The organism is Streptomyces roseifaciens (assembly GCF_001445655.1).
GTDB classification, from domain to species: domain Bacteria; phylum Actinomycetota; class Actinomycetes; order Streptomycetales; family Streptomycetaceae; genus Streptomyces; species Streptomyces aureoversilis.
The window spans coordinates 299,926-319,865 of record NZ_LNBE01000002.1 but is presented as its reverse complement, the minus strand read 5'-3'; the positions used below and the strand labels follow the sequence as shown (position 1 = coordinate 319,865).

General features: G+C 74.0%; 17 protein-coding genes and 1 riboswitch. Of the genes, 13 read left to right on the top strand and 4 right to left on the bottom strand.

Annotation, left to right across the window (positions count from 1 at the left end):
- Positions 1-102 precede the first annotated feature (102 nt).
- Positions 103-561, bottom strand: coding sequence for a hotdog fold thioesterase (locus AS857_RS03235; RefSeq protein WP_058041564.1), 459 nt, complete (start codon positions 559-561; stop codon positions 103-105).
- Complete coding sequence (locus AS857_RS03230) at positions 558-2,267, bottom strand: class I adenylate-forming enzyme family protein (RefSeq protein WP_245699564.1); 1,710 nt, start codon at positions 2,265-2,267, stop codon at positions 558-560. The genes AS857_RS03235 and AS857_RS03230 overlap by 4 nt, the downstream gene beginning before the upstream one ends.
- A 326-nt stretch (positions 2,268-2,593) precedes the next feature.
- On the opposite strand from AS857_RS03230, the gene AS857_RS03225 reads away from it, so the two are divergent.
- The 11 genes from AS857_RS03225 (at position 2,594) to AS857_RS03175 (ending at position 14,133) form a co-directional block, all read left to right on the top strand.
- Complete coding sequence (locus tag AS857_RS03225; RefSeq protein ID WP_245699563.1) at positions 2,594-4,369, top strand: AMP-binding protein; 1,776 nt, start codon at positions 2,594-2,596, stop codon at positions 4,367-4,369.
- On the top strand, positions 4,366-5,523 hold the full coding sequence (locus AS857_RS03220; RefSeq protein ID WP_058041563.1) for a beta-ketoacyl-[acyl-carrier-protein] synthase family protein: 1,158 nt from the start codon (positions 4,366-4,368) through the stop codon (positions 5,521-5,523). The genes AS857_RS03225 and AS857_RS03220 overlap by 4 nt, the downstream gene beginning before the upstream one ends.
- The gene (locus AS857_RS03215) at positions 5,520-6,506 is read left to right on the top strand and encodes a beta-ketoacyl synthase N-terminal-like domain-containing protein (protein ID WP_058041562.1); all 987 of its coding nucleotides are present in this window, start codon (positions 5,520-5,522) and stop codon (positions 6,504-6,506) included. The genes AS857_RS03220 and AS857_RS03215 overlap by 4 nt, the downstream gene beginning before the upstream one ends.
- A 71-nt stretch (positions 6,507-6,577) precedes the next feature.
- A complete protein-coding gene (locus tag AS857_RS03210; RefSeq protein WP_058041561.1) occupies positions 6,578-6,850 on the top strand; it encodes an acyl carrier protein in 273 nt (90 codons plus the stop codon).
- Positions 6,847-7,632, top strand: a complete 786-nt coding sequence (gene fabG, locus AS857_RS03205; protein ID WP_058041560.1) for a 3-oxoacyl-ACP reductase FabG — start codon at positions 6,847-6,849, stop codon at positions 7,630-7,632. The genes AS857_RS03210 and fabG overlap by 4 nt, the downstream gene beginning before the upstream one ends.
- A gap of 269 nt (positions 7,633-7,901) precedes the next feature.
- The gene (locus tag AS857_RS03200; RefSeq protein ID WP_058041559.1) at positions 7,902-9,728 is read left to right on the top strand and encodes an Hsp70 family protein; all 1,827 of its coding nucleotides are present in this window, start codon (positions 7,902-7,904) and stop codon (positions 9,726-9,728) included.
- 8 nt (positions 9,729-9,736) lie between these two features.
- Positions 9,737-10,642 (top strand): hypothetical protein, encoded by a 906-nt coding sequence (locus tag AS857_RS03195; RefSeq protein ID WP_058041558.1) that lies wholly within the window; start codon positions 9,737-9,739, stop codon positions 10,640-10,642.
- Complete coding sequence (locus tag AS857_RS03190) at positions 10,639-11,679, top strand: hypothetical protein (RefSeq protein ID WP_058041557.1); 1,041 nt, start codon at positions 10,639-10,641, stop codon at positions 11,677-11,679. Before AS857_RS03195 ends, AS857_RS03190 begins: the two co-directional genes overlap by 4 nt.
- Positions 11,672-12,826: a patatin-like phospholipase family protein gene (locus AS857_RS03185; RefSeq protein WP_160330174.1), complete on the top strand. Its 1,155-nt coding sequence runs from the start codon at positions 11,672-11,674 to the stop codon at positions 12,824-12,826. Before AS857_RS03190 ends, AS857_RS03185 begins: the two co-directional genes overlap by 8 nt.
- A 20-nt stretch (positions 12,827-12,846) precedes the next feature.
- On the top strand, positions 12,847-13,590 hold the full coding sequence (locus AS857_RS03180; RefSeq protein WP_058042072.1) for a glycerophosphodiester phosphodiesterase family protein: 744 nt from the start codon (positions 12,847-12,849) through the stop codon (positions 13,588-13,590).
- An 18-nt stretch (positions 13,591-13,608) separates the two neighbouring features.
- Entirely contained in the window at positions 13,609-14,133 is a 525-nt protein-coding gene (locus AS857_RS03175) for a DUF4231 domain-containing protein (RefSeq protein WP_058041555.1), read from the top strand.
- Positions 14,134-14,154: 21 nt separating this feature from the next.
- Here the strand turns inward: AS857_RS03175 and AS857_RS03170 are convergent, their stop codons facing one another.
- A complete protein-coding gene (locus AS857_RS03170) occupies positions 14,155-17,124 on the bottom strand; it encodes an AfsR/SARP family transcriptional regulator (protein WP_058041554.1) in 2,970 nt (989 codons plus the stop codon).
- Between the two features lie 182 nt (positions 17,125-17,306).
- On the opposite strand from AS857_RS03170, the gene AS857_RS03165 reads away from it, so the two are divergent.
- A complete protein-coding gene (locus AS857_RS03165) occupies positions 17,307-17,492 on the top strand; it encodes a hypothetical protein (protein ID WP_058041553.1) in 186 nt (61 codons plus the stop codon).
- A gap of 496 nt (positions 17,493-17,988) precedes the next feature.
- Entirely contained in the window at positions 17,989-19,059 is a 1,071-nt protein-coding gene (locus tag AS857_RS03160; protein ID WP_058041552.1) for a S1 family peptidase, read from the top strand.
- Between the two features lie 149 nt (positions 19,060-19,208).
- Here the strand turns inward: AS857_RS03160 and AS857_RS03155 are convergent, their stop codons facing one another.
- Complete coding sequence (locus tag AS857_RS03155) at positions 19,209-19,682, bottom strand: C40 family peptidase (RefSeq protein ID WP_058041551.1); 474 nt, start codon at positions 19,680-19,682, stop codon at positions 19,209-19,211.
- Between the two features lie 4 nt (positions 19,683-19,686).
- A riboswitch (cyclic di-AMP (ydaO/yuaA leader) is annotated at positions 19,687-19,849 on the bottom strand.
- Positions 19,850-19,940 lie beyond the last annotated feature (91 nt).

Here is a 19,940-nt window from a genome sequence, read left to right as displayed (position 1 = left end):
GACCTGTGGTCGGTACGGGTGAAGGGGCTGACTGACTAACTGGCTGGCTGACTGGCTGACTGGCTGACTACGGGTGGAGGGGCCGGGCGCAATGGCTGCGGGTCAGCGGCTCTTCCGTCGGCCGTGGATGGCGCAGGTGATGCGGGAGGTGCACAGACGCCGCCCGTTCTCGTCGGAGATGACGACCTCGTAGGTCGCCGTCGTCCGGCCGAGGTGGAGCGCGGTGGCGACTCCGGTGACGGTCCCGTTGCGGACCGCCAGGTGGTGGGTGGCGTTGATGTCGACGCCGACGGCGATGTGGCCGTCGCCGGCGTGCAGGACGGCGCCGATCGAGCCGAGCGATTCGGCGAGCACGGCGGAGGCCCCGCCGTGGAGCATGCGGTAGAGCTGGGTGTTGCCGGCCACGGGCATGGTGGCGACCAGGCGTTGCGGCGTCGCCTCGTGGAAGGTGATGCCCATCCGGCCGGCCAGGGTGCCTTCGCCCGCCGCGTTGATCCGGGCGACGGCGTCCTCGGGCGGCACGTCGAGCAGGCTCGCGGGGCGGGGGGCGGCGGTCGTCATCGGAGCGTCACCGCCGTCCCGTCGCCGGCCGTGGCCACGGCCGCGGGGTCCGCGGGCCGGTAGGTCTGCAGGGCCACGTACTTCTCGCGCAGCTGCCGCTTGAGCACCTTGCCCGTGGGGCCGAGGGGGATGTCGCCCGGGGAGGCCGCGATCTCCAGCAGGGCGAGCCGGGGCTGGCCGATCCGGTCGAGGACGTCGTTGGCCCGGCGCAGCAGGTCCGCCGCGTCCCCGGTGCCGTCGAAGAGCCGGACGAGGGCGACGGGGACCGTCCGGTCCCGGTCGTGCCCGGCGACGACCGCGCAGTCGGCGACCTCCTTCAGGCCCAGGAGGATCTCCTCCTCCATCAGGGCCGAGTAGCCGTCGCCGGCGTCGGTGCGGATGCAGTCGACGGCGCGGTCGACGTGGAAGTAATCGCCGTCCACGGTGCGGTGGACGAGGTCGCCGGAGAGCCAGTAGCCGGCGAGGGTGGAGCGGTAGGTGGTGTCGGAGTCGTTCCAGTAGCCGCGGGCGATGGAGTCGCCGCGGACGCCGAGCAGGCCGACCTCGCCGGGGTCCGCGTGGCTGCCGTCCTCGCGCAGGACGGCGACCTCGGAGAGGGGGACGCGGCGGCCGAGGTGGCGGGCGCGGGGCGGGCTGTCGGGGGTGATCTCGCGGCGCAGGGCGGCCCACCCGAGCTCGGAGGAGCCGAGCCCGTCATCGATGACCGAACCGGGGACGGTGCGGTCGCCGGCGGTGGTGCGGCCGAGCTCCATCAGGCGCCGCATGTGGGCGTCGTGGCCGCAGTCGCCGAGGTTGACCCACACCTCGACGGAGGTGAAGTCCGCCGGGTCGGGGCCGTGGGTCGCGAGGTGGGCGAGGGCCTCGTTGAAGGCGAGGACGACGCCGGGCCGGTAGGTGGCGCAGCCGCGCGCGAGCCCGGGCCCGGTGGGGTCGGACCAGCCGACGGTGGGGACGCCGGCGAGCAGGGAGTAGAAGGTGAAGGCGATGGCGCTGGAGTGGGACTGGGGGTAGGCGGCGAGGACGACGGAGGTCTCGGGGCCGGGCGGGTTGGCCAGTCGGTAGCGGGCTCCCGCGACGCTCTGCGCGTGGGTCCACACGACGGGCTTGGGGTTGCCCGTGGTGCCCGAGGAGTGGCAGATGACGACGGGGTCGTCCGCGCCGTGGCGGTACTCGGCCCCGGCGGGCAGGGTGCGGTTGCCGAGGATGCCCGCGTCCTGGCGGGTGCAGGTCCAGCGGACGACGGGCAGTTCGCGCTCGCGGCCGGCGAAGAGGGCCAGCCTGGGTGCGTCGGTGTAGATGCCGACGGGGGCGGTGCGGCGGATCAGCCCGAGCGCGAGTTCCGGTTTCATCCGGCCGTTGATGAGGACGGCGATCGCCCCGATGCGGGCGAGGGCGGCGAGGTGGAGGTGGTCCTCGAAGGAGTCCTCGATGTAGACGGCGACGCGGTCGCGCGGCCGGACGCCGCGGTCGTGGTACCAGGCGGCCCACGCCTCGGCGAGGCCGTCGAGCTGGGCGAGGCTGAACTCGGTCTGCTGCCAGCCGTCCGTGTTGAGCAGCGGGATGTCGGCGGCGATGAGCGGCAGGTCGGCGGCGGGGTTGGTCTCGGCGGCCACGCGCCAGGCGTTGCCGCCGCCGAGTCCGGGGTGGTCCACGAGGCGCAGGCGGGCCTCCGGTGTGAGGAGCGTGTGCGATGTGAGGGGCATCATTCACCTGGCCTCGGATTCGGGACGGATCGGCATGCGGGCGGGGGGTGCCGGAACATGGCAGTCCGCTGTGCGGGCCCACCGGTGGCGACGCTAGGCGCGCCGTCCGGAGGCCCGCCAACCGCGGCGGGATAGACCGTCAAGTCGCCCTGCACCGCGGGGAGTAGGGGCCGGACGGGGCCGGGGCGCATTCCACTTGACGGACTCCCCCGCCGCGGGTTCGGCCGTCACAGGCCCGTGGCTATGTTCGGGAAAGTCCTCCGGCGTGCTCCGGAATCCGTAGTGACCGGTAGCCGTACGTTCGCGAGAAGGAGTACACAGTGCCACCTGTGCGGAAATCCGATACCGGCGACCGGCTGCGCGACATAGTGGCGTTCGTCCTCGACATCGACGTGGCGGACGTACGGGCCGACGCCTCGTTCCACCAGGACCTGAAGGTCGACTCCCTGGAGAAGGTGGAGATCGCGGCGCGCATCGAGCAGACCTTCGGGGTCGCGCTCGGCGACGACGAGACGGCGGGGATGGACAGCGTCCGGGACGCGGCGGAGCTGCTGGCCGCGAAGGGCCCGCGCGCGGGCGGCCTGGTGGACCGCCTGGTCGGCGGCCACGTCGCGGCGGGCCGCGGGGAGCGGACCGCGTACACCGACCCGGACGCCGGCACCGTCTCGTACGCCCGCCTGTACGAGGCCGCGCAGGGCTACGCGCGGGCCCTGGACGCGCTGGGCGTGCCGGCCGGCACCCGCGCGCTGATCGTCGCCGAGGACTCCGTGGCCACGGTCGTGGCCGTGCTGGGGCTGTGGTGGCACGGGTGCGTGCCGGTTCCGGTGAGCCCGATGCTCGGCGACGAGGACATCCGGTTCGTCGCCGCCGACTGCGGGGCGGGCGTCGTCCACCTCGACACGGCGCCGGCCCAGCAGCGTTCCCTGCAGGAGGCGTTCGCCCACCTGCCCGCCCTGACGGGTGATCAGGTCCGGGAGGGCCTGGCCACGGGCCGGTCCACGGCCGCCCACCGGCCCGGAGCGCCCGTCCCCGCGGCGCCCCGCCCCGCCGGCGCCGAGTGGCTGATCCAGTACACCTCCGGCTCCACCGGCCGGCCCAAAGGCGTGCGGCACTCCGCCACCGGGATCGGCGCCATGCTCGACGGCTACGGCGCGGTCCTGGGCCTGCGCCCCGACGACGTCGTCCTGTCCACCGCCCGGATGTCGTTCGGCTACGGCTTCGGCAGCTCGGTGCTGTGCACGCTGGCCGCCGGGGCGAGCGCCGTCGTCCTCCGCGGCGCCGTCGACCCGCGGTCGGTGAGCGCCGCCCTGCGCCGGCACCGGCCGACCGTGCTGTGCTCGGTGCCGCGCCTGTACGCGGGCCTCCTCGAATCCGCCGACCGCCTGGACGCGGACGCGCTGTCGTCCGTACGCCTGTGCCTGACCGCCGGCGAGCACTGCCCGGCCGAGCTGAGCCGGCGCATCGAGGCCGCATTCGGCGCGCACGTCATGAACTGCCTGGGCGCGACCGAGGTCATGCACGTCGCCGTCGCGACGCCCCCGGACCGCTCCCTGCACGGGCTGGCCGGCCTGCCCGTGCCCGGGGTGACCGTGACCGTCCGCGACGACCGCGGCGAGCCGGTGCCCGACGGCACCGACGGCCGGCTGCACATCGCCGGGCCCACGGTCTCCCTCGGCTACGTCGACCGGGCCGGCGACGACGCGGTGACGTTCGACGCGGGCGGCGCGTACACCGGCGACGTCGTCCGCCGGAACCCCGACGGCACCATCGCCTACCTGTGCCGCGCCGACGACATCCTCAACCTCGGCGGCTACAAGGTCGTCCCCCGCGAGATCGAGGACGTGGTCCGGTCGATCGACGGGGTCACGGACTGCGTGGTGGTCGGCGCCCCCGACCCCGACGGGCTGCAGCGCTCGGTGGCCTTCACGGTCACCGCGAAGGGCACCGACCGGGACACGGTCCGCCGGGCCATCCGGGCCCGCGTCCGCAGCCGCCTCGCCCCGTACAAGCGGCCCAGCCGCTTCGAGTTCGTCGACGTGCTGCCGGCGACGGCCACCGGCAAGCTCGCCGCCTACCGGCTGCGCGAGCGGATGGGACAGTCATGACCTGGGACATCACGGGCATGGGGGCGGTCGCGAGCATCGGCGCCACCCCGCAGGAGATCTTCGGCTCGCTCTGCGCGGGCCGCAGCGGACTCGCCGGCCTGCGCGCCTTCGACACCACCAAGTACCGGGCCAGGCAGGCGTACGAGGTCGACGACCGCGCCCGCCCGGGCGCCGACGAGCCGGGCCGGGCCACCCGCTGGCTGCAGCAGGCCGTCGCCCAGGCCCTCACCGACGCGGGCCTCCCCCACGACCTCGGCGACGTCCCCGTCCTGGTCGGCACGACCCTCCAGGAACAGCGCAGCGCCGAGCTGTGGTGGCGGGCCGGCGCCCCGCTGGCCCCCTCCTCCCTGCACTTCGGCACCGCGCTGCGGGAGGCCTTCGGCGCCACGCGCACGTACACCTTCGCCAACGCCTGCGCCGCCTCGCTGTACGCGCTGGCCATGGCCACCGACCTCATCGAGGTGGGGGCCGCGGACACCGTCGTGGTGGCCGGCACGGACGCGATCGGCGAGAGCGCCTTCGGCACGCTGGACCGGGTGCAGAACGACGTCCCCGACGCCCTGCGCCCGTTCGACCGCTCGCACAAGGGCATGCTGATGGGCGAAGGCGCGGTGGCCGTCGTCGTACAGCGCGTCCCGGCCGCCGGATCACCCGGGCGGCGCGTGCACGCGCGCGTGCGGGCCGTCGGCATCAACTGCGACGCCCACCACCCCACGGCCCCCGACCCCGAAGGCATCACCCGGGTGGTGCGCGACGCCCACCGGCGCGCCGGGGTCTCCCCCGAGGACATCGACCTGGTCATGCTGCACGGCAGCGGCACCCCCAAGAACGACTCCACCGAGGCCGGGGTGCTCTCGCAGATCTTCGGGCCCGGCACCGGGCACCGGGGCGGCGGGCCGCTGATGACGGCCGTCAAGTCGATGACCGGCCACACGCTGGGCGGCTCGGGGCTGCTGAGCCTGGTCGTCGCGGCGCTGGCCTTCCGGCAGGGCACGGTGCCGCCGGTGCTCGGGCTCGCCGACCCGGTCGAGGAGGCCGCGGGGCTGCGGCTGGTCCAGGACACGGCGGCCGCGGCCGACATCGGCCTCGCCCAGATCGACGCGTTCGGCTTCGGCGGGATCAACGCCGCGGCGATAGTGGAGGCGGCGCGATGAGCGACAGCGCAAGCACCGTCCGGACGGCGGGCGGCTCCGCGGCCCACCGGGTCGTCGTCACCGGCGTCGGGCTCGCCGTCCCCGGCCTCACCTTCCCCGACGAACTCCTCGGCGCCGTGCGCGAGGGCGGCTTCGACCCGCGCACCGGGCTCACCGGCCGCGAGATGCGGCACAAGGACCGCGCCTCGCGCCTCGCCCTGCGCGCCGCCGAACCGGCCCTGCGCGACGCCGGCCTGCACGACGGCAAGGCCTTCACCGGCGACGGCGACACCACGGCCGTGCTCGTCAGCTCCAACTTCGGCATCCTGGACAGCGTCTGCGCATTCGCCGACGTCATCGCCCGGGACACCGTGACCGGCCTGAGCCCCCTCGGCCTTCCGCAGACCTCCAGCAACGTCATCGCGGGCTCCGTCGCCATGCGCCACGGGCTGCGCGGCCCCAGCATCACTCTGTGCAACGGCCCCACGAGCGGGCTCGACGCCGTGTACTGGGCGCGCGGGGCCCTCACGGCGGGGCGCGCGGAGACGGCCGTCGTCATCGGCGTCGAGCCGTCGGGCGACGCCGTCACCAAGCTGCTGGGCGGCCCGGTCCTCGACGGCGCGGTCGCCCTCGTCCTGGAGTCGCGGGCACGGGCGCAGGCACGCGGCGCCCGGCCGCGGGCCGTCGTCGGCGAGGGCGCGTACGCGCGCGGCGCGGACCCGGCGGCGGCGGTGACCGCCGTCCTGCAGGGCGCCTCCCCCGCCTCCGTCGGCCTGTGGCTGACCGGCGAGGACGCCACCGGTGCACCCGCAGGCGCGCCGGCCGTCGACCTGACGGGCCGGCTCGGCCGCTGCTCCGGGGCCCTGGGCGTGCTGCAGTGCGCTGCGGCCGTCGCGCACTTCGACCGCCGCGAGGAAGGCGGCGCGAGGGACGGCGCGGTCCTGGCCTCGGCCGGGAGCGCCCACGACGATGCCGCGGCGGCGCTGCTGCTGACCGCTCCCTGATCATCCGACTCGCCTTTCCCCGAGCACGTTTCACGTACCGAAGACCCGACCCCCGAATCCGGAGACCCGCCATGACCCTTCAGCCCACGAGCTCCCCCCTCGACGTCGAAGAGCTCCGCACCGTGGTCGCCGACGCCCTCGAACTCCCCGTCGAGGAGGTCACCGACGACGCCCGCTTCAAGGAGGACCTCGACGTGGACTCGCTGATCTCCCTGGAGATCGCCGTGCGCATCGAGGAGCAGTACGGCATCCGCATCGACGACTCCGACCTCGCGGACCTGGGTTCCTTCCGGCGGATCGCCGAGCTGGTGCGGGACCGGGTCGCGAGCCGGTCCGCGGCATGAGCGCGGCGGCCGGCACCGCGCGGAGCGGCCCTGCGCCCGGTGCCGCACCGCGGCCGGTGGCCCTGGTCACCGGCGGCTCGCGCGGCATCGGGCGGGCGGTGGTGACGCGGCTGGCCGAGGACGGTCACGACGTCGCCTTCTGCTACCGCTCCCACTCCGACGCCGCCGAGGCCACCGCGAAGGCGGCCCTGGCGGCGGGCGTCCGGGTGTACGCGCAGCAGGCGGACGTGGCGGACGCCGCCGCGGCCCGGGAGTTCGTCACCGCGGCCGTGCGCGAGCTCGGCCCTCCGGGCGCGGTCGTCACCTGCGCGGGCATCACCCGCGACCGGCCCCTCGCGCTGATGGCCGACGAGGAGTGGCGGGAGGTCATCGAGACCAACCTGCACGGCACGTACAACATCTGCCGCGCGGCGGTCTTCCCGCTGATGAAGCGACGCAAGGGGGCGATCGTCACCCTCTCCTCCATCGCCGGCGTCAGCGGCAGTGCGACGCAGACCAATTACTCCGCATCCAAGGCGGGCATCATCGGCTTCACCCGCTCGCTCGCCAAGGAGGCCGGCAGGTACGGCATCCGCGCCAACGTCGTCGCCCCGGGGCTGATCGCCACCGACATGACGGCGTGCCTGCCGGAGGCGGTGACGAAGCGTCATCTGGAGCGGATACCGCTCGGCCGGGCGGGCGCCCCGGAGGAGGTGGCCGACCTGGTCGCGTACCTGGTGTCGGACCGGGCCTCGTACATCACCGGTCAGGTCGTCGAGATCAACGGGGGTTTGCCGGGATAACGCACCGAACGGCACCGGAGAAAGATCGAACGGATATATCTACGAATAGCGCAGCCGCTCCCCCGCCCCCGTTCCCGGCGTCCCCCAATCGGTGCCGATACCAAGGGAATCCATTCTGCGGAGCTCCGCCGCGTACAGGTGGAAGCCATTCCGCGAATGGACTCCCGGGCACCCGGAGTGACGTGTACCCTCAAGCACCTGTCGGCAACTGTGCGGAGCTCGGGGGAGCCATGACGCCGTCAACACGTGGTGCGATTTTCAAACCCAAGGTGATCGTCGCGATCGATTTCGGAACGCACGGCACCGGATTCGCCTGGGCCACCGTCTCCGCGCTCCAGGACGCGGCGGGACACCGGGTCGTGGTCTACCAGCCGTTCACGCAATCCGGGGGCCACACCTACCCGAAGGACCTGAGCGCCGTTCTGGTCGACCGGACGGGCGAGCCGGTGAAGTTCGGCGAAAAGGCACGCCATGCCTGGGACCGCGAACTCGCCCGCGGGAACCCCCAGAATTTCGGCTACGCCAGCAAGTTCAAGATGGCCATTCACGGCCGCGAGGGAAAGTCGGACATCCCGGATTTCCAGGGCCGCCTGGCGGGGGCGCGCCGTGACACCGTCAAGGACCTCGTCACCGCCATGCTCATGCACGTCCGCGGGGCCGCACTGGACCAGATAGGCCGGTACGCGGTCGGCGGCGCGGCCTACACCGCCGACGAGATCCGCTGGTGCCTGACCATCCCCGCCATGTGGACCGAGGCCGACCGGCAGTTCATGCGGACGGCCGCCGTCTCGGCCGGGCTCCCGGGGGACGCCGAGCGGCTGCTCCTGGTGCAGGAGCCCGAGGCCGCCGCCGTCTACTGCGCGCTCAACGCGGGCACCGTGCTCGGCCCGGACCGCCCCGAGGGGCAGCTGGAGGTCGACACCCCGGGCAGCCGGTTCATGGTCGTCGACTGCGGCGGCGGCACCGTCGACATCACCAGCTACCAGATCCGCGCCGAGGGCGTCGGCTCCGGACAGCTCAAGGAGACCCGCGTCGCCGACGGCGACCGCCTCGGCTCCGCCTACGTCAACCACGCCTTCGTCACCGACATCCTCACCGACCGCTTCGGGGAGCAGCAGCTCAAACAGCTGGTGTCCGCCTTCCCCAAGGAGGTCGGGCAGCTGGAGTCGGAGTGGGAGACCGAGAAGGTGCGGCTCGTGTCCGAGACCGCCGCCGACGGCACCCCCGTGATCAGCGACACGGTGCTCGTCAGCATCCCCGGAAAGATCTGGGACGCCCTCGACGAGACGACCAGGTCCCGGCTGACGGTGCTCGCCTCGGGCGAGACGCACTACATCGAGATCACCGCCCACGAGGTCACGAAGCTCTTCGAATCCGTGGTGCGCCCCATCCTCGGCACCATCGAACGGCAGCGGGCCGCCGCGCACGGCGACGGACCGCCGACGGGGCGCGAGCAAATGCTGCTGGTGGGCGGATTCGCCCGGTCCACCTACCTCCGCGACCGCATCGCCCAGCGCTTCGGCCACGAAGTCCGGGTGATCACGCCGATGGACCCCGCCGTCGCCGTTCTCGGCGGGGCCGTGCACTTCGCCTACGACCCGTCCGTCATCTGGGGAAGGCGCTCCAAATACACCTACGGATTCGGCTGCAGCATGCCGTTCCGGCACGGCATCGACCCCCAGGAGAAATTCTTCATCGACGACGACGGAAACGAGAAGTGCAATGACCGGTTCGTCGTGATGGCCCGGCGCGGCGATCTCGTTCCGACCGACCACCAGGCACTGAGCACCGTGGCGGTATTCCCCAAGTGGACCTCGGTCCAGGTGACCATCCACGCCACGTACGCACACGACCCGCAATACACGGACGAGGAGGGCTGCGAAGCCATCGGGAAAGTCATTCCCGATATCTCGGGCTCGGTCGGCCTCCCCACGAGCCAGCGTTCCCTGGACGTCGCGTTCTCCTTCGGTACGACGGAGATCGAAGTGGAGGTCCGCGACCGCCGGTCCGGAGCCGCCCGCCGCGCCGAGGTCGCCTTCGACGACCTCTACGGCCGCGGCAGCACCGACCGCCCCGACACCTCGCAAGGAAGGTGAGCCGAGCCATGTACGACCACTACGGGTGGAACGAGCACGAGGCCTCCCAGGAGCAGCCCGCCGCCCCCTCCATGCGGGCGGCGACGAGCGGGCAGTACTCGCAGGAGTGGTGGCTCGGCCAGCTGCGGGACCTGCACGACCGGCTGGTGGCGGTGGAGTCGTGGCAGCACGGCGTGGACGCGCGGGCCGAGCAGCAGACCGCCAAGTCCAGGAGGGGAGTCTCCGCGCAGCACGACATCACGCGCCTGCGGGAGACGGTGGGCCAGCTGTCGGACGGGGTGACGGTCATGGCCTCCCGCGTGGAACACCTGGAGGCCCGGATCCGGCAGGTGGAGACCCTGCTGGACCGGCTGCGCTCCGCGGGCGTCCGCGACGCCATAGCCACCGGGGAGGCGCCGAGTGACATGCACCGGCGCCACTCCCAGATCAAGGAGCGCTACCAGCGGCTGGTCGACCAGGACCTGCGCAACCTCGCCCGCGAGCTGTGCCCCGCGGACGCCCGGCAGTGGGACCGGATCGCCGGCGGCATGCCGGCCGCACGGGCGCGCGCCGTCGCCGAGACCGTGCACCTCCTCTTCGCCCCGGCCCAGCAGGGCGCGGCCGCGACGACGGAGGGCGTGCTGTCCGCGCTGGCGGAGCGCGGCTACGCGACCGAGGGCGTCGAGCCCCGGCTGCGCAAGGCCGTGGACGCGGCCAACGGCATCGTCCGGGACATGGCCGCCGTCGAACTGCCCGCCGCCCTGCAGTTCGACGTCGGTATCGAAGCCCTCGCCGAGGGCGACTACCAGCCGTACAACAGACAGGACACCGGGTCCCCGGGCTTCGTCGTCGCACCGGCCTACGCCGTCAAGGGCGAGGCGCCCGAGCACCACCTGAAGGCGTTCGTCTTCCTGGTCCCGGACGAGGCACCGTGACGGCCCCCGAGGACACGCTCTCCCTGGAGATCGTCGCCCGTGGCGTGCCGCTCGTCGACGACCGGCTGCTCCTGGAGCTGACCAACGACCTGCACACCGCGAACGACCTGGCGCGCGCCGGGGCCCGCGAGGGCTTCTTCGCCCGTCTGCTCGGCCGCGCGACCGGCCGCGACCGCATACGCGAACGGACCGTCCGCGACCGGATGCTGAGCACCCAGAAGCTCACGCTGCGCTGGCTGACGCACCTCAGCGAGCGGATGACCGTGACCGATCTCGTGGTGGCCGAGGTCTCGGAAGAGGTGCACGACGCGAAGAAGCGGATCGAGCGCGTCGAGACGTCCACCCAGTGGTCGGCGGACGCGATCGGCGAGCTGGGGGCGGTCCTGGCGCGGCTGGCCAGTGACACGGGCCGCTTCCTGTCCGACCACGAGCGCCGGCTGGCGGCGCTGGAGGCCCGTACGGCCATGGACGCCGCCGCCCGCCGCTGGCGCCATCCGCGGCCCGACCCGGGCCTGCCCTGGCTGGTGGGGGCGGTCCTGCTCGCCCGCGAGGTGGCCTCCGGCCCGGCCGGCACGTACGCCTTCAGCGGCGGAGAGGCCCTCATGCAGCGGCAGTTGACCGAGCGCATGCTGCAGGACCCGCCCGTGCCCTGGTTCGAGGGGGTCAAGTCGCTGCCGGCCATGCTCACCACCGCCGTCCGCGACCTGCCCGGCGAGAACCACCGGCTGATGGTGGCCGAACTGCTCGGCCTGGGCGTGGCGGACGAGCTGTCGGACGCGGCCGGGCCGCTGACGTCCGCCCTCGCCCGGGCGGCGGAGCTGGCCGTGGAGGGTGCCGAGGCCGACGAGGCCGCGCGGGCCGCGCTGCGCGACAGCAGCGGCAGCGGCGACCTCTTCCTGCCGTCCAGCCTGAGCGTCGAGCAGCTCGTGCGGCGCATCGTGGCCGAGCAGTTCGCGGAGGCGCGTCAGCGGCGGATCCGGCTCCGCAAGCTCGCGGAGTCCGACGACGGCGGACAGGGCGGTGCAGGACGTGAGTGACGCACAGGACGTCGAGCGCACCTTCTCCCTGTGGGCGGAGCGCGCGAGCAGCGTGGCGCCGGGGCACGCCGCCCCCGTGCCCACGGCGGCACCGGGCCCGGCCGGCCCCGCCGCGGCGCCCGGGACCCGGCCGCCGTTCCGGCCGGCCGGTTCCCTGCGCATCGGCCTGGTGCTGGCCGGCGGGGGCGCCAAGGGCGCCTACGAGCTGGGCGTCTGCGACTACCTCGCGGAGATGGGCCTCGACATCGCGGCCGTCGCCGGCACCAGCATCGGCGCCCTCAACGGCGCCGTGCTCGTCAGCGCCCCGGACCTGAAGACCGGCACCCAGCGCCTGGCGGATTTCTGGGAGCGCTTCTCCACGCAGTCTGGCGTGGCGCCCTTCGCCGACCAGGGCCTGCCGCTCGACGCGGCCGGGGCGGCGGCCGAGGGCACGGCCCGGCAGGCCCGGCTGCTCGCCTCGCGGCTGCTGGGCCTGCGCCGCCGGGTCGGCCTGCTGGAGGAGCTGGTGAACGAGGCGGTGGACGCGGCCGCGATCCGGGCCGGCCGGCCCCTGTGGGTGGTCGCCTACCCGCTGGCCCGCACGGAGTCGCTGCCCGTACGGCTGCGCCACCTCATGGAGGTGCTGCGGTGGCTGGGCGGTGCGCGGGGCGACGTCCTGCCGATCAACGGCTATCCCGACCACCAGATCCGGGAAGCCGTGCTCGCCAGCGCGGCGCTGCCGTTCATCTTCCCCTCGCGCGTGGTCGACGGCTGCGCCTACCTCGACGGCGGGCTCGGCGGCCCCGGCGACCGGACACCGGTGCGCGCCTTCGCGGAGCAGGAGCACTGCGAGGTCGTGGTGGTGGTCCACCTGCACCCGGACGCCGTCGTCAGCTCGCACGCCGCGAGCCGCGTCACCCGCATCGACATCCGGCCCAGCGTGCCCATCGTCCCGCCCGGCCCGCTGGGGCCGCTGACCGGTCTGCTGTCCTTCTCCCCGGACCGGGTCCAGGCGCTGCGCAGACTCGGCTACCGCGACGCGTGGGTACGCTTCGAGGAGCTCCACCACCTGCTCGGCGTGCACAACTCCCTCTCCCGGGCCGAGACCCGCATGCTCGCGGCATTCCAGCGGCTGTGCGACACCCCCCGGCCCGCGACACCGTCGTGACGACCGCTCCGGAGGGCACCGTGCGAGATCTCCCCTGGCACCTGAGCCGGCCGATCGCGCACCGGGGCCTGCACGGGGGACCGGACGCCGTGGCGGAGAACTCGATGGCCGCGTTCCGGCGCGCCGTCGAGCACGGCGTCCCCTTCGAGCTCGACGTGCAGCTGACCAGGGACGGCGCGCTCGCCGTCGTGCACGACGCCGCGGTCCGCCTGCCGTCCGGCCGCGAACTGCCCGTCACCGCCCTGCGGCTGGGGGAACTGCGGGCGGTGGCCTCCTCGGCCCTCGCCACCCACATGCCCGCCACGCTTCCCGAGGTGCTCGCCGTGGTGGCCGGCCGCGTGCCCGTCATGGTCGACGTCCGCCGGTGGGGCGTGGCCGGGGCGTCCGGCCTGGAGCGGGCCGTGGCCGCGGCGCTCCGCGGCTACGGCGGCTGCGTGGCCGTGCAGTCCTTCGACCCCCGAACGGTCCACCGGCTGGGGCGCATGCTCCCCGGCGTGCCGGTCGGGCAGATCGCGGGCGCCCTCCGGTCCGCGCCGCCGGTCCTGCGCGCCGCCGGCCGGTCCATGGTCACCAACGCCGTCTCCCGCCCCGGCTTCATCAGCTTCGAACTGGACGCCCTGCCGTCGCGGGCCCTGCGCTTCTGGCAGCGACGGGGCCTTCCCGTCATCGGATGGACCGTCCACTCGCCGGAGGAGGAGCGCGCCGCGCGGGAGTCGGTGAGCAACGTCTTCTTCTCCGGATACCTGCCCGTGTCAGCCCTGTGAACGTGGGGGAAAAGCGTGTTGAGGAAACTGGGCCTGAGAGCGACCGCGCCCCGGTGGCGCAACTCCGAGGAGGGCTTCACGGCCGCCGCCGAGCGGTACGTCCTGGACGTCATCGACTTCTACGACGTCCGCGCCGGGTGGCACCGGCGGCTCTACCGGCTGAGCGGTGCCGTGGTGATCCTCGTCGGCGCGGCCCTGCCCGTGCTGACCGCCCTCGACTTCCCGGGCAAGTCCGTGGCCATCTCCGGGGCGGGGTTCCTGGTGGCGATCACGACGGCGCTCAAGAGCCTCTACCGCTGGGACGTCTCCTGGATCCTGCTGCGGGAGACCGAGATCGAGCTCACCCGTGTCTATCTCGCCTGGCGGGCGGGGGGACTCGGCTCCGACCGTTCCGACGGCGCGTCCCGCTCGGCGCACGCCCTCCTCGACGCCGTGTTCCGCATCCGCGACCGCGAGTCCTCGGAGTTCTTCAAGAACCTCCCGAATCCCGGCCCGGCCCCCCAGCCGGTGAACGGCGGCGCCTCGAACCGCGCCGCCCGCTGACGGAAGGCCCGGGCCTGCGGGTCACGGTGTCCGTGCCGGCGTCTCCGCGAGGAGGGTGCGGACCCAGGCCGCCTCCGGGACGCCGAGCCGTTCGAAGAGGGCCAGGGCCTCGCGCAGGTGGTCCCGGCCGCGGGACGGGTCTCCCAGGCGGGGCAGGGCCCGGCCCAGGACGGCGTGGGCCAGGCCCTGGCAGTAGGTCTTGCCCAGTTCGCGGGCGATCTGCAGGGACTGCTCGGCGCAGGAGACGGCATCGTTGTCGCGCCACTCGGCCAGCCGGCACTCCGCGAGGCGCGCCCAGGCCAGTCCTTCCCAGCCGCGCTGCTGCTGCTCGATGAAGTAGCCGAGCGCATCGCGCAGTTGACGGGCCGCCAGGTCGGGGTGGCCGGTCTTGTGGAGCACGCAGCCGTGCTGATAGAGCGTCAGGGCGACGGTCGGGCCGTTGCCGGTGGCCTCGGCGAGGCGGACGGCCTCGGCGGCGTCGCGCTCGGCGTCGCGGGGCTGGTCCAGGGCGAGGCGGACGCGGGCGGTGTTGGCGAGCACCCGCGCTTCGCTGCCCCGGTCGCCCAGGACGTCGCACAGGATGCGGGCCTGTTCCAGCAGGGGCAGGGCACGCGCGGGGCGGTCGGTGGCGAAGCAGAGTATGCCGAGGGCGTTGGCGGCGAGGTGGCGGCACATGGGGTCGCCCGCGGCCTCCGCGAGGCGCAGCGCCTCGGACAGCTCGCGCTCTGCGGCCTCGTACACGTCGGTGAGGTAGTGCAGGTTGCCGAGGGTGTACCGGGCGCGGGCCTCGACGCACGGGTCTCCCGCCTCGCGCGCGGCGGCGGCGGTCAGTTCGGACAGGCGGCGCAGTTCGTCGCGGTGGGCCGGGCCCTCGATGAGGCCGGACCAGGTGAGCAGCAGGTCGCCGGCGGCGCGCAGCGCGCCGGGGAGTTCGCGTACGGCCTGGGCGAGGGTGGCGGCGAGCGTGATGTGCTCGCGGCGCAGCCACTGCCGGGCCTCGTCGGCGTCGGCGAAGACGAGGCCGGGGACGGTGGCGGGGTGCAGGTGGCGGTGCAGGGCGTGGTCGGGTTCGAGGACGCGGGAGGCGTTGCCGACGGTGGCGAGCAGGTGGTCGACGAGGCGCGAGACGGCCCCGCTCCGCTCCTGCGGCGTCTCCGTGCGTTCGGCCCGGCGACGCGCGTAGAGCCGCAGGAGGTCGTGGAAGCGGTAGCGCCCGGGGGCGTACGACTCGAGCATGCCGGCGTCGGCGAGGCCCTCGGCCAGGTCCTCGGCGGTGAAGTCGTCGCGGTCGAGGAGCGCGGCCGCGGCGGCCAGCGGGAGGTCGGGGGCGTCGGCGAGGGCCAGCAGGCGGAAGGCCCGGGCCTGGTCGGACGGCAGGTGGGTGTAGCCGAGCCGGAAGGTGGTCTCCACCGTCAGGTCGCCGGCCTGCAGCTCGTCGAGGCGGCGGCGCTCGTCGTCGAGGCGGGCGACGAGCGAGGCGAGGGTCCAGCCGGGCCGGGAGGCGAGGCGGGAGGCCACGATGCGCACGGCCAGCGGCAGGTGGCCGCACGAGGCGACCAGGGCCCCGGCGGCGCGCGGCTCGCCGGCGACCCGCTCCTCGCCGGCGATGGCGGCCAGCAGCGAGAGGGCTTCCGGCTCGCTGGCCACGCCGATGTGGAAGTGGCGGGCGCCGCCGAGGGTGATGGACCGGGAGCGGGTCGTCACGAGCACGGCGCAGCCGGCGGTGCCGGGCAGCAGCGGGCGGACCTGGGCGGCGTCGCGGGCGTTGTCGAGGAGGAGGAGCACGCGCCGGTCGGCGAGCACGGACCGGTAGAGGGCCGCCCGTTGTTCCAGGTCGTCGGGGATGTCGGTCTCGGGGACGTCTAAAGCCTGCAGGAAGTGGGCCAGCACGCTGCCGCTGTCGGCGGGGTCGGAGCCGGCGCCCCGCAGGTCCACGTAGAGCTGGCCGTCGGGGAAGCCGGGGCGGGCCAGGTGGGCGGCGTGGACGGCGAGGGTGGTCTTGCCGACGCCGCCGATGCCGGTGAGCATGGCGATCATCACGGCGGGTCCGGCGGCGCCGGTGAGCGCGCCGTGCACCTCGCGCACCAGGTCCTCGCGGCCGGTGAAGTCGGGTATGCCGGCGGGCAGCTGGAAGGGGGCTCCGGAGGGGCGGCGCGCCCCGCCGGTGCCGGGCGCGGCCGGTGCCCCGGCGGCGGGCAGCGCGAGCTCCGGGTCGCCGGCGAGCACCTGGGCGTGCAGCCGGGTCAGCTCCGGGCCGGGTTCGACGCCGAGCTCCTCGACCAGCAGCCGCCGCGCCTCGGTGTAGGCGGCGAGCGCGTCGACCTGACGGCCGCAGCGGTAGAGGGCGAGGACCAGCTGGGCGCGCAGCCGCTCGCGCAGCGGGTGCTCGGCGGTGAGCGAGGTGAGCTCGGGGACCAGTTCGGCGTGGCGGCCGAGGGTGAGGGCGCACTCGAAGAGCCCCTCCTGCGCGGCCAGGCGCGCTTCGGAGAGCCGGTCCTGCTGGCGCTCGCAGTAGGGGCCGGGGAGACCGGCTAGTGCGGTGCCGTGCCAGAGGTCCAGTGCGGCGGTGTACGAGGCGTGGGCGGTCGCGATGTCACCGGCGGCGTGGGCGGCGGCGGCCTCGGCGAGGAGGCGTTCGAAGACCCGTGCGTCGACGCGCTCGGGTGCCACGCGCAGGGCGTAGCCTCCGGAGACGGAGACCAGGACGGTGGCGGGAGTGCGGGCGGCGCGGCCGGGTTCGAGGAGGGTGCGCAGGCGCGAGGCGTACGTGCGGACGGTGCCGAGGGCCTGGGGCGGTGCGGCCTCGCCCCAGAGGGCGTCGATGAGCTCGTCGCTGGAGACGGTGGCGCCGCCGCGCAGCAGGAGGACGGCCAGCATGGCGCGCTGCTGGCGCGCGCCCAGGTCCACGTGGTGACCGTCCGCCAGCGCGCGCACCGGGCCGAGCAGCTGGAAGTGGAGCCGGTCTGCGGACGGCTCCGTTGTGTCCCGCATGTTTCCCCCGACCGTGCCCTGCCGGCTCTGTCCGGCGACAGATGGTGACAGTACCTCAGCGCCCGGCAGGGGAGCAGAGGACGGGTGAGGGGCCGTTGATCGTCCGTTGATGGCGCCGTTACATACTGCAGGCACAGTTGTTCCATGCGCATCACAGCGCGCCTGACACAGGAGTTTTCGATATGACCGCTGAGGACCCCAAGAGCACCGAGCAGGCCGGGGCCCCCGCCGAGCAGCCCGCCACGCCGTCCGAGGAGGCGCTCGCGTCCGAGCTGGACAAGCCGGTCGAGCACGTGGAGGGCACCGCGCCGCAGAGCCCGGGCGGCAGCGGCCCGATCCGCCCGACCCACACGACGGGGGCGCAGTAACCGCGAGGCCGGGCCGGGTCCCGCCGTGCGAACGGCGGGACCCGGCCTTCCCTTTGCGGCGCCCCGGTCGTTAAGACTGAGCAAAGAACGCACCGGCGCCGCTCCATGGGCGAACCGCAAGGAGCGAATACCGGACAGGCGCGCCCCGAGCCGTCCGGTCACCGCCCGGCGGCCGTCCACGCCCGTCACTCCCGTTCAGGGGGACGGCTTCCGGTGCCGCTGAGCCGCCGGGGGACTGCGGCCGGCACCCTTCGCACGACCGAATGTCGCTCTTGAACTTCCGCTTGCCTCATCGGGATACTCGCCCGTATCCCGTTCTTGACATGGACGCGACGATCTCATCGGCCTGTCGTGCACCGTGTCCTCACCGATGCGCATCACCTACGCGTCACGCACACGGGTCGCGCACGTGCGTCACGCACGCGCATCGCACCCGCACGTCCTCCACGCCCGGGCACCACCGTGCCGCCGGGCACTCCCCCACAGGAGGTCACGAGTGAAACGTTCCCGCATCTCCACGCGCCGTACGGCCGGCGCCGGCGCGGTGATGGTCGCCCTGACGGCCGCGGCACTGACGCTCCCCGCCGCGCACGCGTCCTCGCCGGCGCCCCGTCAGCTCTCCTCGCCGCAGGCCGCGGAGCTGGCCCAGCGGATATCCGCCGACCTCGGCGCGGACTCGGCCGGTTCGTACTACGACGCCGGGACCGGCAGGCTCGTCGTCGGCGTCCTCGACCAGGATGCGGCGGCCAGGGTACGGGCCGCCGGCGCCGAACCGAGGACCGTGCGCCACTCGGCCGCCGAGCTCGCCTCGGCCCTGCGGACACTGAAGGCGGAGGCGGCCGTTCCGGGCACGGCCTGGTCGGTGGACCCCCGCACCAACAAGGTCGTCGTCACCGCCGACAGCACGGTCACGGGCGCCCGGCAGGACCGGCTCGACAAGGCCGTCGCACAACTCGGCGACAAGGTCGCGGTCAAGAGAACGGCAGGGAAGTTCCGTCCCCTCATCGCGGGCGGCGACGCGATCTGGGGCAGCGGCGTGCGCTGCTCGCTGGGCTTCAACGTCACCAAGGGCGGCAAGCCGTACTTCCTCACGGCCGGGCACTGCGGCAACGCCTCGCGGACGTGGTCCGCGACCCAGGGCGGCGCCCAGATCGGCGTGGTCGAGAGCTCGTCCTTCCCCGGCCACGACTACGCGCTCGTCCGCTACACGTCCACCATCGCCCACCCGAGCGCGGTGGACCTCTACAACGGCGGCACGCAGAACATCGGCAAGGCCGGGGAAGCCGTCGTCGGCGAGAAGGTGCAGCGCAGCGGCAGCACCACCCGGGTCCACGGCGGCGAGGTCACCGCGCTCGACGTGACCGTCAACTACGAGGAGGGGGCGGTCGAGGGCATGATCGGCACCTCGGTCTGCGCCGAACCCGGCGACAGCGGCGGCGCCCTCTTCGACGGTGCCACCGCCCTCGGCCTCACCTCGGGCGGCAGCGGCGACTGCTCCGGCGGCGGAGAGACGTTCTTCCAGCCCGTACCGGCGGCGCTGCAGGCGTACGGGGCCCAGCTGCCCTGAGGCGGGCAGGCGCCGGCCTGACGCCGTGCAGTGACGCGCTCCTCCGGGGAGCCCCTTTCGCGGGGTCCCCGGAGGTATCCGGGCCGGGGTGGGTCGCCCCGGCCCGGTCGGCCGTCGTCGTCCGGCCCGTACCGGGCCGGACCGCCCGGTCAGTTGACCCGGCCGTACCAGACGCTGCCGGACCAGATCTTCTCCAGCCGGACCTTCGCGCCCGGCTTGGGCGAGTGCCAGATCTTGTTGCTACCCGCGTAGATCCCGACGTGGTAGACGTTGCTTCCCGAGTGGAAGAAGACCAGGTCGCCCGCCTGGCGGGAGCCGGCGGAGACGTGCCGGGTCTTGTTGTACTGCGCGGCCGCGGTGCGCGGCAGGGTCTTGCCGGCCTTCTTGAACGAGTAGAGCGTGAGGCCCGAGCAGTCGAACCGGTTGGGACCGGCGGCGCCGTACTGGTAGGGGGAGCCCTGCTTGGAGGCCGCGACCTTCAGGGCGGTGGCGCCCGGAGTGGCCGCGCTCGCCTCGGCCGACATTCCGGGGAGGAGCATCGACGCGGTCACGGTGGCCGCGGTGACCACCGAAGCGGCACCGGCGCGGGACATGAGCGTGGATATGCCAGGGAACGCAGACATGCCAAAACCCTTCGTCATCCGCCTGCGAAAGATGACCTGTCGGGTTCGGGCTGTCGAAGTTGCCCGGCCACCTGAAATGGCTTCACCCCAAGGACCACCGCCATCGTGGTCCGCCGTGCTCGGGTCTCCCGCTCCTGCCGATCCATTCGTTTCTGCTCCGCACCCGGTACGGCGGCAGGACTCGGCGTCCGCCCGGGTCGCCCGCCTCGGTGACGGGATCTTGTTGTTCGATGCACGATCCTGCATCACGGGCCGCCG

Coding starts and splice junctions, on each gene's coding strand:
- AS857_RS03165 (WP_058041553.1), top strand. CDS start 17,307: ATGACCGCTGAGGACCCCAAGAGCACCGAGCAGGCCGGGGCCCCCGCC.
- AS857_RS03235 (WP_058041564.1), bottom strand. CDS start 561: ATGACGACCGCCGCCCCCCGCCCCGCGAGCCTGCTCGACGTGCCGCCC.
- AS857_RS03220 (WP_058041563.1), top strand. CDS start 4,366: ATGACCTGGGACATCACGGGCATGGGGGCGGTCGCGAGCATCGGCGCC.
- AS857_RS03170 (WP_058041554.1), bottom strand. CDS start 17,124: ATGCGGGACACAACGGAGCCGTCCGCAGACCGGCTCCACTTCCAGCTG.
- AS857_RS03215 (WP_058041562.1), top strand. CDS start 5,520: ATGAGCGACAGCGCAAGCACCGTCCGGACGGCGGGCGGCTCCGCGGCC.
- AS857_RS03230 (WP_245699564.1), bottom strand. CDS start 2,267: ATGATGCCCCTCACATCGCACACGCTCCTCACACCGGAGGCCCGCCTG.
- AS857_RS03155 (WP_058041551.1), bottom strand. CDS start 19,682: ATGTCTGCGTTCCCTGGCATATCCACGCTCATGTCCCGCGCCGGTGCC.
- fabG (WP_058041560.1), top strand. CDS start 6,847: ATGAGCGCGGCGGCCGGCACCGCGCGGAGCGGCCCTGCGCCCGGTGCC.
- AS857_RS03195 (WP_058041558.1), top strand. CDS start 9,737: ATGTACGACCACTACGGGTGGAACGAGCACGAGGCCTCCCAGGAGCAG.
- AS857_RS03210 (WP_058041561.1), top strand. CDS start 6,578: ATGACCCTTCAGCCCACGAGCTCCCCCCTCGACGTCGAAGAGCTCCGC.